Source organism: Nonomuraea sp. NPDC050540, assembly GCF_044457485.1.
Lineage (GTDB): Bacteria > Actinomycetota > Actinomycetes > Streptosporangiales > Streptosporangiaceae > Nonomuraea.
Map to the genome: position 1 here is coordinate 62107 of NZ_JBITHA010000021.1, position 12347 is coordinate 74453.

At 70.7% G+C, this 12347-nt stretch carries 11 protein-coding genes; 8 read left to right on the forward strand and 3 right to left on the reverse strand.

The window, feature by feature from the left end:
• Nucleotides 1–80: 80 nt before the first annotated feature.
• Nucleotides 81–953: an RNA polymerase sigma-70 factor gene (locus ACIBI5_RS45980; protein ID WP_397256849.1), complete on the reverse strand. Its 873-nt coding sequence runs from the start codon at nucleotides 951–953 to the stop codon at nucleotides 81–83.
• 142 nt (nucleotides 954–1095) lie between these two features.
• Between ACIBI5_RS45980 and ACIBI5_RS45985 the strand changes: the two genes are divergently transcribed.
• The 5 genes from ACIBI5_RS45985 to ACIBI5_RS46005 all read left to right on the forward strand — a co-directional run bounded on the left by ACIBI5_RS45985 (nucleotide 1096) and on the right by ACIBI5_RS46005 (nucleotide 7319).
• Entirely contained in the window at nucleotides 1096–2826 is a 1731-nt protein-coding gene (locus tag ACIBI5_RS45985) for an L-aspartate oxidase (protein WP_397256851.1), read from the forward strand.
• A 99-nt stretch (nucleotides 2827–2925) separates the two neighbouring features.
• Complete coding sequence (locus ACIBI5_RS45990) at nucleotides 2926–3684, forward strand: SDR family oxidoreductase (protein ID WP_397256853.1); 759 nt, start codon at nucleotides 2926–2928, stop codon at nucleotides 3682–3684.
• A 185-nt stretch (nucleotides 3685–3869) separates the two neighbouring features.
• Nucleotides 3870–4523 carry a hypothetical protein gene (locus ACIBI5_RS45995; RefSeq protein ID WP_397256855.1) on the forward strand — a complete coding sequence of 218 codons (654 nt, stop codon included), beginning with the start codon at nucleotides 3870–3872 and terminating at the stop codon, nucleotides 4521–4523.
• 622 nt (nucleotides 4524–5145) lie between these two features.
• Nucleotides 5146–5598 (forward strand): DUF485 domain-containing protein, encoded by a 453-nt coding sequence (locus tag ACIBI5_RS46000; protein ID WP_397256857.1) that lies wholly within the window; start codon nucleotides 5146–5148, stop codon nucleotides 5596–5598.
• Nucleotides 5598–7319, forward strand: coding sequence for a cation acetate symporter (locus ACIBI5_RS46005; protein ID WP_397257047.1), 1722 nt, complete (start codon nucleotides 5598–5600; stop codon nucleotides 7317–7319). The genes ACIBI5_RS46000 and ACIBI5_RS46005 overlap by 1 nt, the downstream gene beginning before the upstream one ends.
• Nucleotides 7320–7430: 111 nt before the next feature.
• Here the strand turns inward: ACIBI5_RS46005 and ACIBI5_RS46010 are convergent, their stop codons facing one another.
• Complete coding sequence (locus ACIBI5_RS46010; RefSeq protein ID WP_397256859.1) at nucleotides 7431–8561, reverse strand: methyltransferase; 1131 nt, start codon at nucleotides 8559–8561, stop codon at nucleotides 7431–7433.
• 47 nt (nucleotides 8562–8608) lie between these two features.
• On the opposite strand from ACIBI5_RS46010, the gene ACIBI5_RS46015 reads away from it, so the two are divergent.
• Genes ACIBI5_RS46015 through ACIBI5_RS46025 form a run of 3 tightly spaced genes read left to right on the forward strand, consistent with a single transcriptional unit; the run spans nucleotide 8609 to nucleotide 11330 of the window.
• Complete coding sequence (locus tag ACIBI5_RS46015) at nucleotides 8609–10006, forward strand: dihydrolipoyl dehydrogenase family protein (protein ID WP_397256861.1); 1398 nt, start codon at nucleotides 8609–8611, stop codon at nucleotides 10004–10006.
• A gap of 41 nt (nucleotides 10007–10047) precedes the next feature.
• The gene (locus tag ACIBI5_RS46020; RefSeq protein ID WP_397256863.1) at nucleotides 10048–10899 is read left to right on the forward strand and encodes a PmoA family protein; all 852 of its coding nucleotides are present in this window, start codon (nucleotides 10048–10050) and stop codon (nucleotides 10897–10899) included.
• Between the two features lie 5 nt (nucleotides 10900–10904).
• Nucleotides 10905–11330 (forward strand): hypothetical protein, encoded by a 426-nt coding sequence (locus ACIBI5_RS46025; protein WP_397256865.1) that lies wholly within the window; start codon nucleotides 10905–10907, stop codon nucleotides 11328–11330.
• Here ACIBI5_RS46025 and ACIBI5_RS46030 read toward each other — a convergent pair.
• Nucleotides 11327–12325: a T3SS effector HopA1 family protein gene (locus ACIBI5_RS46030; protein WP_397256867.1), complete on the reverse strand. Its 999-nt coding sequence runs from the start codon at nucleotides 12323–12325 to the stop codon at nucleotides 11327–11329. The two genes, ACIBI5_RS46025 and ACIBI5_RS46030, sit on opposite strands and share 4 nt — an antisense overlap.
• Between the last annotated feature and the right edge of the window lie 22 nt (nucleotides 12326–12347).

Below are 12347 nucleotides of genomic sequence, written 5' to 3' on the forward strand. Positions count from 1 at the left end.
AGAACCACCGGCCCACCGCGGGCACCCACCTGCGCCTCATGGTCCCGATCCTTGATGATCGTGGTCAAAGGCGGCGCGGGCTAGGCTTTGGGCTCCACGCCGCGGAGCTTGGCGGGGTTCATCAGCCACAACACCTGGTCGATACCGTCCGGTGTGGCGTTGATCGTGAGGACCGTGAACACCTGGCCGTCGCGGATCAGCATGGCCGAGGTCTGGCCGTTCGTGTTCGCCCATGCCACCTCCACCCCCACCCAGAAGTGGCCGGCGAAAGCCTTGACGTACTTCGCCACCCGAGCCGCGCCCACCACCGGAAACCGGGACGCGCGCGCGGCCCCGCCCCCGTCGGAGTAGCTGGTCACGTCGGCCGCGAGCAGTTCCTCCAGCGCCTCCAGCTCCCCGGAGCGGGCGGCGGTGACGAAGGCCGCCAGCAGTCTGCGCTGTTCGGCCGCGGTGACGGCGGCGCGCCGGCCTTCGCGCAGGCGTTTGCGGGCGCGGCTGACGTGCTGGCGGACCGCCGGTTCGCTGAGCTCGACGATCTCGGCGATCTCCCGGTACGGGTAGTCGAACGCCTCGCGCAGCACATAGGCGGCGCGTTCGGGCGGCGAGAGCCGTTCCAGAAGCAACAGGACCGCGAACTCCAGAGCCTCGCCCCGCTCGGCGCCCAGGTAGGGGTCGGCGGTGGTGTCGACGGGTTCGGGCAGCCAGGGGCCGAGGTAGGTCTCGCGGCGTACGCGGGCCGACTGGGAGGCGTTGATCGCCAGCCGCGTGGTGATCGTCGCCAGGAACCCGGCGGGGCTCTCCACCGTGGAGCGGTCGTAGGCCTGCCAGCGCAGCCAGACGTCCTGGACCAGGTCCTCGGCTTCGGTGACGCTGGCCAGCATCCGGTAGGCGATGCCGAACAGGCGCGGCCGCACACCGTCGAACACCGCCACGGCTTCGTCGAGATCCTCCACTTTTCTCCCCTCGGCCGCAGGCTAGCACTCGCCCGCGACGGCCGAGTGTGACCGTTCTCACCAGCGCCAACGTCACACATCACGCCGGCGTCAAGTCATTAGGTTAGGAACTGTTCTTCGCAGATGCGGTTAAAGGAGCGCCATGTATTCGCCAGAGAACCGGATCGCCACCTCGGTCTTGGTCATCGGCACGGGAGGGGCCGGGTTGCGGGCCGCGATCGAGCTCGCCGAGCGCGGTGTCAGCGTCGTGGCGGTGGGCAAACGGCCGAAGGCGGACGCGCACACCTCGCTCGCGGCCGGCGGCATCAACGCGGCTCTGGCCACGATGGACCCCGAGGACAGCTGGCAGCAGCACGCCGCCGACACCCTCAAGGAGAGTTACCTTCTCGCCAACCCGCACACCGTCCAGATCGTCACGGAAGGGGCCGCGCGGGGCATCGAAGATCTTCAGCGGTACGGCATGCCGTTCGCCCGTGAGCAGGATGGACGCATCTCGCAGCGGTTCTTCGGCGCCCACACCTTCCGGCGCACCGCCTATGCCGGCGACTACACCGGTCTGGAGATCCAGCGCACCCTGATCAACCGGGCGGCGCAGCTCGACATCCCCGTCCTCGACACCGCCTACATCACCCGCATCCTGGTCAAGGACAACGCGGTCTTCGGCGCGTACGGCTTCGACCTGAACGACGGCATCCGCTACGTCATCCACGCCGACGCGGTCATCCTGGCGGCCGGCGGCCACACCCGCATCTGGCGGCGCACCTCCTCGCGCCGCGACGAGAACACCGGCGACTCCTTCCGCCTGGCCAGCCTCGCCGGGTGCCGTATCCGCGATCCCGAACTGGTGCAGTTCCACCCCTCCGGCCTCATCGCCCCCGAGAACGCCGCCGGCACCCTCGTCTCCGAAGCCGCCCGCGGCGAAGGCGGCATCCTGCGCAACCACCTCGGTGAGCGCTTCATGGCGCGCTACGACCCGGACCGCTTGGAGTTGTCGACGCGTGACCGGATCGCGCTGGCCGCGTACACCGAGATCAAGGAAGGACGCGGCACCCCGGACGGCGGCGTCTGGCTCGACGTGTCGCACCTCCCCCGACAGACGATCATGGAACGGCTGCCGCGCGTCTACCAGACGCTCATGGAACTGCAGATGCTCGACATCACCAAGGACCCGATCGAGATCGCGCCCACCGCGCACTACTCGATGGGCGGCGTCTGGGTGCGGCCCGAGGACCACGGCACCGGGGTCGACGGCCTGTACGCGATCGGCGAGGCCGCCAGCGGGCTGCACGGCGCCAACCGGCTGGGCGGCAACTCGCTGATCGAACTGCTCGTCTTCGGCCGCATCGTCGGCCAGGAGGCGGCCGCCTACTCCGCCGGCCTGGCCGCGCAGCGCCGTTCGGCCGAGGCGCTCGACGAAGCGCGGACAGAGGTGGACACGCTTCTCGCCGCCGACGGACCCGAGAACGTGCGGGCCCTGCAGCGCGCCCTGCGCGACATCATGACCGAGCACGCCGGCGTGGTCCGCGACGAGGCCGGGCTGCTGAAGGGCCTGGACGAACTCGCCGCGCTGGAGGCGCGCATCGGCGAGGTCGGCGTGCACCCGGACATCGCCGGCTTCCAGGACCTGGCCCACGCCTTCGACCTGAAGTCCGCCGCCCTGTCCGCCCGCGCGACGATCGAGACCGCGCTCGAACGCCGCGAGACCCGCGGCTGCCACAACCGCTCCGACTACCCCGACCTCGACCCGGCCCTGCAGGTCAACCTCGTGTGGTCCGGCCCCGGATCGGTGGAGAGGGAGGCCATCCCCGCGACTCCCACCGAGATCGCCGCGCTCATGCGCGAGGTCTCCAGCGAGGGGAAGCTCGTCGAATAGAAGAAGATTCTTCGCGGCGGCTGTCACAACGCCGGAGGCTGCCCGGTCTTAGCCGGTGACCGGGGCGACGGGCGCCTCCGGCGTACAGGAAGGCGTGCCATGAAGATCGTGGTGATCGGCGGGACCGGGCTGATCGGGTCCAAGGTCGTGACGAGGCTGACGGAGCACGGCCACGACGCGGTGGCCGCGTCGCCGGGCACCGGGGTCGACACGCTCACCGGGGAAGGGCTGGCCGAGGTGCTGGCCGGTGCGCGGGTGGTGGTCGACGTGTCGAACTCGCCGTCGTTCGAGCGGGCGGCGGTGATGGAGTTCTTCGAGACCTCCACCCGCAACCTGCTGGCCGCGGAGGCGGAGGCGGGCGTCGGCCACCACGTGGCGCTGTCGGTGGTGGGCACCGAGCGGATGCCGGACAACGGGTACTTCGCCGCGAAGATCGCCCAGGAGCGGTTGATCGAGGAGTCGCCGATCCCGTTCTCGCTGGTGCACGCGACGCAGTTCTTCGAGTTCGCCCGCGGCATCGCCGACGCCGCCACGGTGGAGGGGACGGTGCGTGTGGCGCCCGTGCGGTTCCAGCCGATCGCGGGTGACGAGGTCGCCCAGGCGGTGGGCCGGGTGGCGGCCGGGCCGCCGCTGAACGGGCGCGTGGAGGTGGCCGGGCCCGAACAGTCCCGGATGGATGAGTTCTTCCGCGAGGCCCTGGCGGCCTGGGGCGACCCGCGCGAGGTGGTCACCGACCCGCGGGCGCGCTACTTCGGCAGCGTGCCCGGCGAGCGCACGCTGGTGCCCGGCGACGACGCCGTCCTCGGCCGGATCCGCTACCGCGACTGGCTCGCGGCCCAGGCTCAGGAGACGACCTGAGCGGCGACGACGAGTTTCTGCGCGAACGTGAGATCGAGGTCGAACTGGCCGAGGCCGTGGCCAGCCGTCCGGAGGAGGAGTACGCGCTCCCGATCACCGGGCGATATCCGCTTCCAAGAGGGGCCATGAGCGAACGGCCGCCCGGGGCGGCCCGGTGATCAACCAGGCCCGGCATACTCGCCTCTGTGCGGACCGAACAGGAGGACCGGCCTGAGCCGGTGTGGAGCTGCTGGAACTACTGGATCGCGGTGCCCACGGGTGATCAGGCGGGTGTCATGGAGACGCTCGGGCTGACCGAGTCACGGCCGATGACCTTCGCCCAAGCCAGGGAGATGATCGACACTGCTGTGCACGGCGGTCTGGACCATCAGGTCTACGTCAGTCCCGAAGTGGACGGTCGCACCTTGGTCATCGGGCCATGGTGTGACCCGTGCGACGACGAACGCCACGAAGGCGTGCTCAGGTCGTGCCTGGCGCTGAGCGCACGGTATGCCCGCTGCCAGGCCTACTATTTCGGCGAGCAGGGCGATGGTTCGGCGTGGCTGGTGGCCGAACACGGCAGCCTCGTCCGCCGATACGCGGCGACAGACGATGACCTCCCGGCCCTGGGCGACCCCTTGCCACGGGAAAGGGCGCGGTTGCTCCGTCTGGGGCTCCCGGCCGATCTCGCGACGGCAAGTGCCGAGGACCTCGACGAATGGGCGGTCGAAGCCGTGTGGCTGGCCCCCGAGATCGCCGCCTCTTACGGCGTCACCCCTCACACCCTGACGGAGGACACTGTGGTGCGAGGGACAGGCAAGCTCGCCCTGACACCCGACCCCACTGATCACCAGAACTGAAACCGCGGCATTACCTCTTCGCCCGTGCGGAACGCCTCAAAGACGACAAGCGCCACTCGTGTGGCTTCCCATCTGCTTGACCTGATCCGGATCGGCCCTTCGGTTGATCATGCCGCCTGAGCAAAAGGGCCGCCAGCGTGCTAGAGCCCCTGACGGGCGAGCGGGCGGTGAACGTGCTCGGGGCCACTTAGGTGACCATCATCCTGCTGCGATACATCGCCGCTCACCCAGCCGAAACGCGGCAACAGGTCGTGGCGGCGCGTTCGATCATCGTCCAGGCCGGCTCGGGTGGGACGCGAACACCGGACCAGTGATGCGGAAGGGTCCTGGACACCTCTGGGCGCGAGCGGTTGACCGGGGTTTGGGGCGGAGCCCCAAGGAGACACAGCCTGAGCTCCACGGCGCGAAGCGCCCCCTCTGCGAAGCCCATGCCTTTCGGGCGGGGCTTGGGGCGGAGCCCCAAAGGGACACAGCCTGAGCCCCGCAAGCGCGAAGCGCCGCTACGCGAAGAACGTGCTCTTGGGCAATCCCGCCAATCGCCGGACTAACCAGCCTGGGGCCCCTATCGTTCGTATCACTGTGGAGTCAACTCGCCACAGAATGTCACAACCAGGTAGGAGTGATGGTGGGGGAGGCGCGGCATCGCAGCGCCGGGGCTCCGCGGGGGTGGTACGCGGGCCTGGCGCAAGACCGGAGGTTCCGGTTACTACGGACGAGGTTCTATCGGCTGGCCATCGGGATCGTCGCCTCGTTCCTGGGCTGGTACTTCCTCTACATCTGGCTGTCGGCCTTCGCGCGGGAGTTCATGGCCCGGCCGGTGGTCGGCAACATCAACGTGGCCCTGCTGCTGGGCGTGTTGCAGTTCGTGTCCACGTTCGCCCTGGCCTGGCGGTATTCACGCTATGCCCGCCGCATGCTCGATCCCCTGTCCGAGCAGCTCCGGGAGGAGGCGGCCGCCATGGAAGCGGAGCGCGAGCACGCCGAACGGCTGGCGGCCGAGCGCCGGCGGATCGAGAGCTGGGCGCCGCCGCGCCGTACCCCCGCCCATCGCAGGACCCGGGGAGGCCGCCCATGATGGGCCCGGCGCTGACGTTCACCCTGTTCGTGCTGTTCATCGCGATCACGCTGGTCATCACGTTCTGGGCCAGGGCCAACACCCGCGGCACCGACGACTACTACGCCGGTGGCAGAGCCTTCTCCGGCGCCCAGAACGGCCTCGCGCTGGCCGGCGACTACATGTCGGCCGCCTCCTTCCTCGGCATCGCGGGCATCATCGCGCTGTCGGGCTACGACGGCTTCCTGTACTCGATCGGCTTCCTCGTCGCCTGGCTGCTCACGCTCCTGCTGGTGGAGCTGATGCGCAACGCGGGCCGCTTCACCATGGCCGACGTCCTGTCCTATCGGGTACGGCGCCAGCCTCGCGTCAGAACGGCGGCCGTGGCCTCGACCGTCACCGTGTCCGTCTTCTACCTGCTCGCCCAGATGGTCGGCGCGGGCGCGCTCGTATCCCTGCTGCTCGGCGTTTCCACCGACACCGCCAAGATCGTGACGATCGTCGCGGTCGGCGCCATGATGATCGTCTACGTCATGTTCGGCGGCATGAAGGGCACCACCTGGGTTCAGATCATCAAGGCGGTGCTGCTCATGGGCGGCACCACCGTGCTGACGGTCATGGTCCTCAGCCGGTTCGGCTTCAACCTGAGCGACATGCTCGGCGCCGCCGCCCGCAACAGCGGCCACGCCGGGTTCCTGCAGCCGGGCGGCCGGTTCGGCAAGGAGGTCGCGGGCGATCCGCTGCGGACGCTGGTCAACAAGCTCGACTTCATCAGCCTGGCGCTCGCGCTGGTACTGGGCACCGCCGGGCTCCCCCACATCGTCAGCCGCTTCTTCACGGTGCCGGACGCGCGGGCGGCGCGTACCTCGGTGAACTGGGCCATCGGCCTGGTCGGGGTCTTCTACCTGATGACGCTGGCGCTGGGGTTCGGCGCGACCGCGCTGGTGGGGCAGGACGCCATCGCCGCCCAGGATCCGGCGGGCAACGCCGCCGCGCTGCAGCTCGCGCGGGCGCTGGGCGGTGACGTGCTGCTGGCGTTCATCGGCGCGGTGGCCTTCGCGACGATCCTGGCGGTGGTGTCGGGGCTGGTGCTGGCCTCCTCGACCTCGCTGGCGCACGACTACTTCGGGCACGTGCTGATGTTCGGCCGGCCGAGGGAGTCGCAGGAGGTGGCGGTGGCCCGGTTCTCCTCGTGTGTGATCGGGCTGCTGGCGATCGGGCTGGCGGTGATCGCCCGCCACCAGAACGTGGCGTTCCTGGTGGCGCTGGCGTTCGCGATGGCCGCTTCGGCGAACCTGCCCGCGATCGTGTTGTCGCTGTTCTGGCGGCGGTTCAACTCGAGCGGGGTGGTGGCCGGGATCTACGGCGGGCTCGGGGCGTCGGTGCTCCTGGTCGTGCTGTCGCCGGTGGTCTCCGGCAAGGTGGACCCGGTGTCGGGACGGTCGCTGTCGCTGCTGCCCGCCGGGGTGGACTTCCACGTGTTCCCGCTGGAGAACCCGGGGCTGGTCTCGATCCCGTTCGGGTTCCTGTGCGCGGTGCTGGGAACGCTGCTCAGCGACGAGAAGGTGGATCCGGAGCGCTACCAGGAGCTGTCGGTACGCTCGCTGACCGGCACCGGCTCCCACCGCGCCCCCGCCCGGCGCAGTCGCAGGCGGCGGAAGGACGCCGGAAGGAGGACGGCACCGGGGCTCCGCCGTCCCGAAGGCACCCAGACCGACACCCCGCAGGGGGACTCGTCCTGACGTCAGCGCGGGCGTGCGCGTGCACGACATCGGTGTCCACACGACCAAGCCGCTCGCACGGTGAACCGACGAGGCCGATGTCGAGACGGTCGTCGCCCAAGCCGAGGGGCGCTACCGCCGGCCCTTTCTCGCGCGTAGCACCACGAACTTCGGATCGCTGGCCATCACCTCGCAGTTGCCGAAGATCCGGCGCAGTTTGACGTGGTAGCCGAGGTGCCGGTTGCCGATCACCCACAGCTCTCCCCCGGGCCGCAGGGCCCGCCGCGCCCCGGTGAACATCCGCCAGGCGGTCGCGTCGCCGACGGCCTGGTGGGTGTGGAAGGGCGGATTGTTGAGTACGAGGTCGACCGTTCCCGGCTCCACACCGGTCAGGCCGTCGGCGAGCAGGAAGCGCGCGGCCCCCGGCGGGGCGTTGACCCGGGCCGAGGCGATGGCCTGGTGTGACTCGTCGGCGTAGACGATCGTGGCCTCGGGGTTGTCCAGGGCCGCCGACATGCCGACGACGCCGTTGCCGCAGCCCAGGTCGGCGATGGTGACCGGGCCGGTGGTGCGGGGCAGGTGGGCGAGGAAGAAGCGGGTGCCGACGTCGAGCCGGTCGGCGCAGAAGACCCCGGCGTGGTTGACCACGGTACGCCCGGAGGCCGGCCCGATCCCGCCCGGCAGCGCGTAGGACAGCGGCCACGGATTCGCGGCACCACCCGCAGGGGCGGAAAAGGTGCTGAAGATCAGCCGGGCCTTCTGCTGGGCCGGCGACGTCCGCGTGGGCCCGATGATGGTCTCGAACAGCCGCAGCGTCGAGGTGTGGATCTCCTTGACCATCCCGGCCCCCACGACGACCGTGTCCGGACGCAGTGACGGCGCCAGCCGGTGGAGCTGGTCCTCCAGCAGGGCCAGGCTCTTGGGCACCCGCACGAGCAGTGTGTCGGCGCGCGGCGGCGGGTCGTCGCGCGTGGACAGCAGCCGGACCGCGTCGGCGTCCACGCCGTTGCGTTTGAGGTTGGCGCGCGTGGCTTCCTGGGCGAGGTGGGAGTCGGAGATCTGCGCCGGGCGGTGCGCCGCCAGCGCGGTCGCCAGGGCGCCCCACCGGTCGAAGGCGATCACGACCTGGCCGGGGTCGGCCGGCTCGCCGAGGTGGCGCAGCAGGTAGGCGTCGGCGGCGTCCCACGCGCGCAGCGGGTCGCGTGGGTCCTCTGGGTGGCGGGTGAGCTCAAGCTCGCCACGTGACGTGGTCAAACGGTTCATCGTGCGTTTCAGGCTAGCGTGGGTGGCCGACGAGAGGGGAGACACGCGTGGACGTGGACGTGGTGGTCATCGGCGCCGGACCGGCCGGGGAGAACGTGGCCGGGCGGGCGGTGCGCGGCGGGCTGAGCGCCGCGGTCGTGGAGGAGCACCTGGCCGGAGGCGAGTGCTCCTACTACGCCTGCATCCCGAGCAAGGCGCTGCTGCGCCCGATGGAGCTGGCGGCCGAGGTGTCGCGGGTGCCGGGCCTGAGCACCGGCCCGGTGGACGTCGCCGCGGTGCTCGCCCGGCGTGACGAGGCGATCTCCGGCCTGGACGACAGCGGCCAGGTGGAGTGGGTGGAGAAGCTTCCGGCCGCGCTGGTGCGCGGCCGCGGGCGGCTGACGGGCCCGCGCGAGGTGGAGGTCACCGGCTCCGACGGTACGGTGACCCGCCTGCGTGCCCGGCACGCGGTGGTGCTGGCGACCGGGAGCGTCCCGGTGGTGCCCGGGATCCCGGGCCTGGCGCAGGCGCGCCCGTGGTTCAACCGGGAGGCGACCACGGTTCGGCAGGTGCCCGAGCGCCTGGTCGTGCTGGGCGGCGGCGTCGTGGCCTGCGAGATGGCGCAGGCGCTGCACGCGCTGGGCGCGCGCGAGACGACACTGCTGGTACGCGGCGGGCTGCTGGGCAGGATGGAGCCGTTCGCCGGGGAACTGCTGGCCGATTCGCTGCGGAAGTCGGGCATCGACCTGCGTACCGGCGTCTCGGTGGAGCGGGTGGAACGGCCGGTGGACGGCGGGCCGGTCACCGTGCACCTGGCGGACGGCTCGGCGGTGGAGGCCGACGAGCTGCTGGTGGCGACCGGGCGCGAGGCGGCCGTCGGCGACGTGGGGCTGGAGAGCGTCGGCCTGGCGGCCGAGGGGCCCGTCGAGGTGGACGACAGCATGCGGGTGCCGGGCTTCGACTGGCTGTACGCGGTCGGCGACGTCAACGGGCGCAACCTGCTCACCCACATGGGCAAGTACCAGGCCCGGGTGTGCGGCGACGTCATCGCGGCGCGCGCGGCGGGCAAGCCGGACGACGGCCCGGCCCTGCGTGACAGCGCGGACGGGCGCGGGGCGCCGCAGGTGGTCTTCACCGATCCGCAGGCCGCCTCGGTGGGCCTGACCGCGCAGGCGGCCCGGCGCCAGGGGATGGACGTGCGGGTGGTCGACTACGACATGGCCTCGGTCTCGGGCGCGTACCTGCTCGGCGACGGATATGTCGGGCGGGCCAGGATGGTCGTCGACGAGTCGCGCAAGGTGCCGGTCGGCGTGACGTTCGTCGGTCCCGGCGTGGGCGAACTGCTGCACGCGGCGACGATCGCGGTGACGGCCGAGGTACCGCTGGAGAAGCTGTGGCACGCGGTCCCGTCCTTCCCGGCGGTCAGCGAGGTGTGGCTGCGCCTTCTGGAGGAGTACGGGCTCTAGAAACCTTGGAAACCGCTTTCCCAACGGATAGCATCACCGCCGTGAAGGACACCGGTTCCGAGCTGATCCACGAGGCGGGCGGCGTTGAGATCCTCCGCTACGTCTACCGTCCCGACATGCCCGTCGAGGAGTCCCCCAAGCCGTACTTCCACCCGCTGCGCACCCTGGACGGCGACGTCGTCACGGGCTACCGCCCGCACGACCACCGCTGGCACAAGGGCCTGCAGATGACCGCATCCCACCTGTCGGGGCAGAACTTCTGGGGCGGCGGCACGTACGTCCACGACCAGGCCCGCTACATCCAGCGGGACAACAACGGCACCATGCGGCACGAGGAGTGGCTCTCCCCCGGCGTCGAACGGCTGACCTGGTGGACGCGGGCCGGCGAGCGGTGGGTGGAGGAGACCCGCCGCTTCCTGGTCACGGTGGAGGAGTCGTGGTGGCGGCTCGACTTCGCCACCTCCCTGCGCAACGTGCGCGGCGCGGACCTGATGTTCGGCAGCCCGACGACGCACGGCCGCCCCCTCGCCGGCTACAGCGGCCTGTTCTGGCGCGGCCCGCGCGACCTCACCGGCGGCACGATCCTGTCCTCGGACGGCCGGTCGGGCGAGGACATGATGGGCCAGAACGCCCCCTGGCTGGCCTACACCGGCAGGCACGACGAGGTGGACCGCGCCTCGACGCTGCTGTTCCTGAGCGAGCCGGGCCAGACGTGGTTCGCCAGGAACGCGTGGTTCCCGGCGGTCAACCCGTCGATCGCCTTCCACGACGAGGTACGGCTGCCGCCCGAGGCCACTCTCGACCTCGCCTACGCCCTGGTCGTCGGCAACGGCGCGTGGGAACGCGAACAGATCGAGGAACACGTGAGCCGGGCGGCGCCGCCGCGCGTCTAAAGGGTATGAAGATCTGGCGCCTCATCCTCTTGCCGGTGCTGCTGCTGGGCCTGGTCGCCGGGCTCGGCCTGCCCGCGCAGGCGGTGGCCGTACAGCAGAAGAAGCTGCTCGTGGAGCTGCGCAGGGAGGGCGGCTTCGCGGGGTTCAGCGACCGCGTGAGGGTTTACACCAACTCCTGCGTACGGCTCAGCCGCCGCACCGGCCCAACCGTCGACAAGTGCCTGACCAGGGCGGAGTGGCGCACGCTCAAGGCGCACCTGAAGCGGCTGAAGCTGGGCACGTCGCAGGCCCGCCCACAGGGGGCCGACTTCCTGAAGTACACGCTGAGGTACCGCGGCCACCGCGTCGTGAAGTACCGGCTCACCAAGACCTGGTCCCCGGTGGTCAGGGACCTGGAGAAGGTCCTGGAGAAGTACTGGGCGCCCGACTAGCTGCCCTGGCGGTGCGGCCGGCTCGGGTCGACCTTGGCGTTGAGCAGCGCGGCGTTGATCATGTCATAGAACTCCTGCGCGGTCTTGACCTGCGGGTGGGCGAGCATGGCGTTGGCGATGACCTCCGAGCGCGCTTCGGTGAAGCTGGCATTGCCCCTCCCCAGGCCCTTGAGGTAGCGGGAGGGTTCGTGCGACCAGCCGATGCCCGGGGCGATGCGGCGGTAGAAGGGCGCGAGCCGGTCGTCGAGGTCGTCGGGGCCGACGGAGTTCTCCAGCACCTCGACGATGCGGTCGCCGACGTGGTCGGTGGGCGCGTTGTTGCCGCGCATCGCGTAGTAGATGACGATCTTGTCGTGCTTGGTGGGGACGCCCTGCTGGTCCTGGCCGGAGACGTACATCTTGAACTGGCGGAAGTACCGTGAGACCGCGGGGTCGGTGTAGAGCTGGGTGAGGTTGCGGGCGATGCGCAGCGCCGCGTCCTGGTTGTTGACGTTGACGACGATGCGCCGCGCCTTGCCGTCCAGGGTGGCGTCGTCGCGCGCGGCGTTGCGGTTCTCGACGCGGAAGTAGTTGCCGGAGGAATCGAGCTGGGCGTCGAAGTCGCCGCCGCCCTGGGGGGCGACTTCATAGACCCGGCCGCCGTCGGCCTTGAACCTGCGCATCGCGTCCTTGTCGACGCTCCGGTTCAGGTAGCCGTTGTCGGCCTCCGCGACGAACTTGTAGACCTTGGTCGTGGTGACGCCGTCCTGCAGGGAAAGTTTGCGGTCCTGGCCCTGGTAGAAGCGGTTGTAGACGGCCCGCAGCGCCCGCTTGTCGGCGTCGGAGCTGAGCGTCTGGCGTTCGGCGTCGGTCCAGGCGGGCACCGAGGTGAGGCGCTTGGTCTTGGTCACGCCGCCGCCGCGTGGGCGGCGCAGGTTGGCGGCGGGCGTGGTCCCGCGGCCGCGGGCGCGCGAGTTGTTGTTCTGCCGGTTCCTGGCGTTGCCGTGGGCGGGCATGGCGTGCCTCCTTCTACGGTGC

Coding starts and splice junctions, on each gene's coding strand:
- ACIBI5_RS46010 (WP_397256859.1), bottom strand. CDS start 8,561: ATGAACCGTTTGACCACGTCACGTGGCGAGCTTGAGCTCACCCGCCAC.
- ACIBI5_RS46000 (WP_397256857.1), top strand. CDS start 5,146: ATGGTGGGGGAGGCGCGGCATCGCAGCGCCGGGGCTCCGCGGGGGTGG.
- ACIBI5_RS45990 (WP_397256853.1), top strand. CDS start 2,926: ATGAAGATCGTGGTGATCGGCGGGACCGGGCTGATCGGGTCCAAGGTC.
- ACIBI5_RS46030 (WP_397256867.1), bottom strand. CDS start 12,325: ATGCCCGCCCACGGCAACGCCAGGAACCGGCAGAACAACAACTCGCGC.
- ACIBI5_RS46025 (WP_397256865.1), top strand. CDS start 10,905: ATGAAGATCTGGCGCCTCATCCTCTTGCCGGTGCTGCTGCTGGGCCTG.
- ACIBI5_RS45985 (WP_397256851.1), top strand. CDS start 1,096: ATGTATTCGCCAGAGAACCGGATCGCCACCTCGGTCTTGGTCATCGGC.
- ACIBI5_RS46005 (WP_397257047.1), top strand. CDS start 5,598: ATGGGCCCGGCGCTGACGTTCACCCTGTTCGTGCTGTTCATCGCGATC.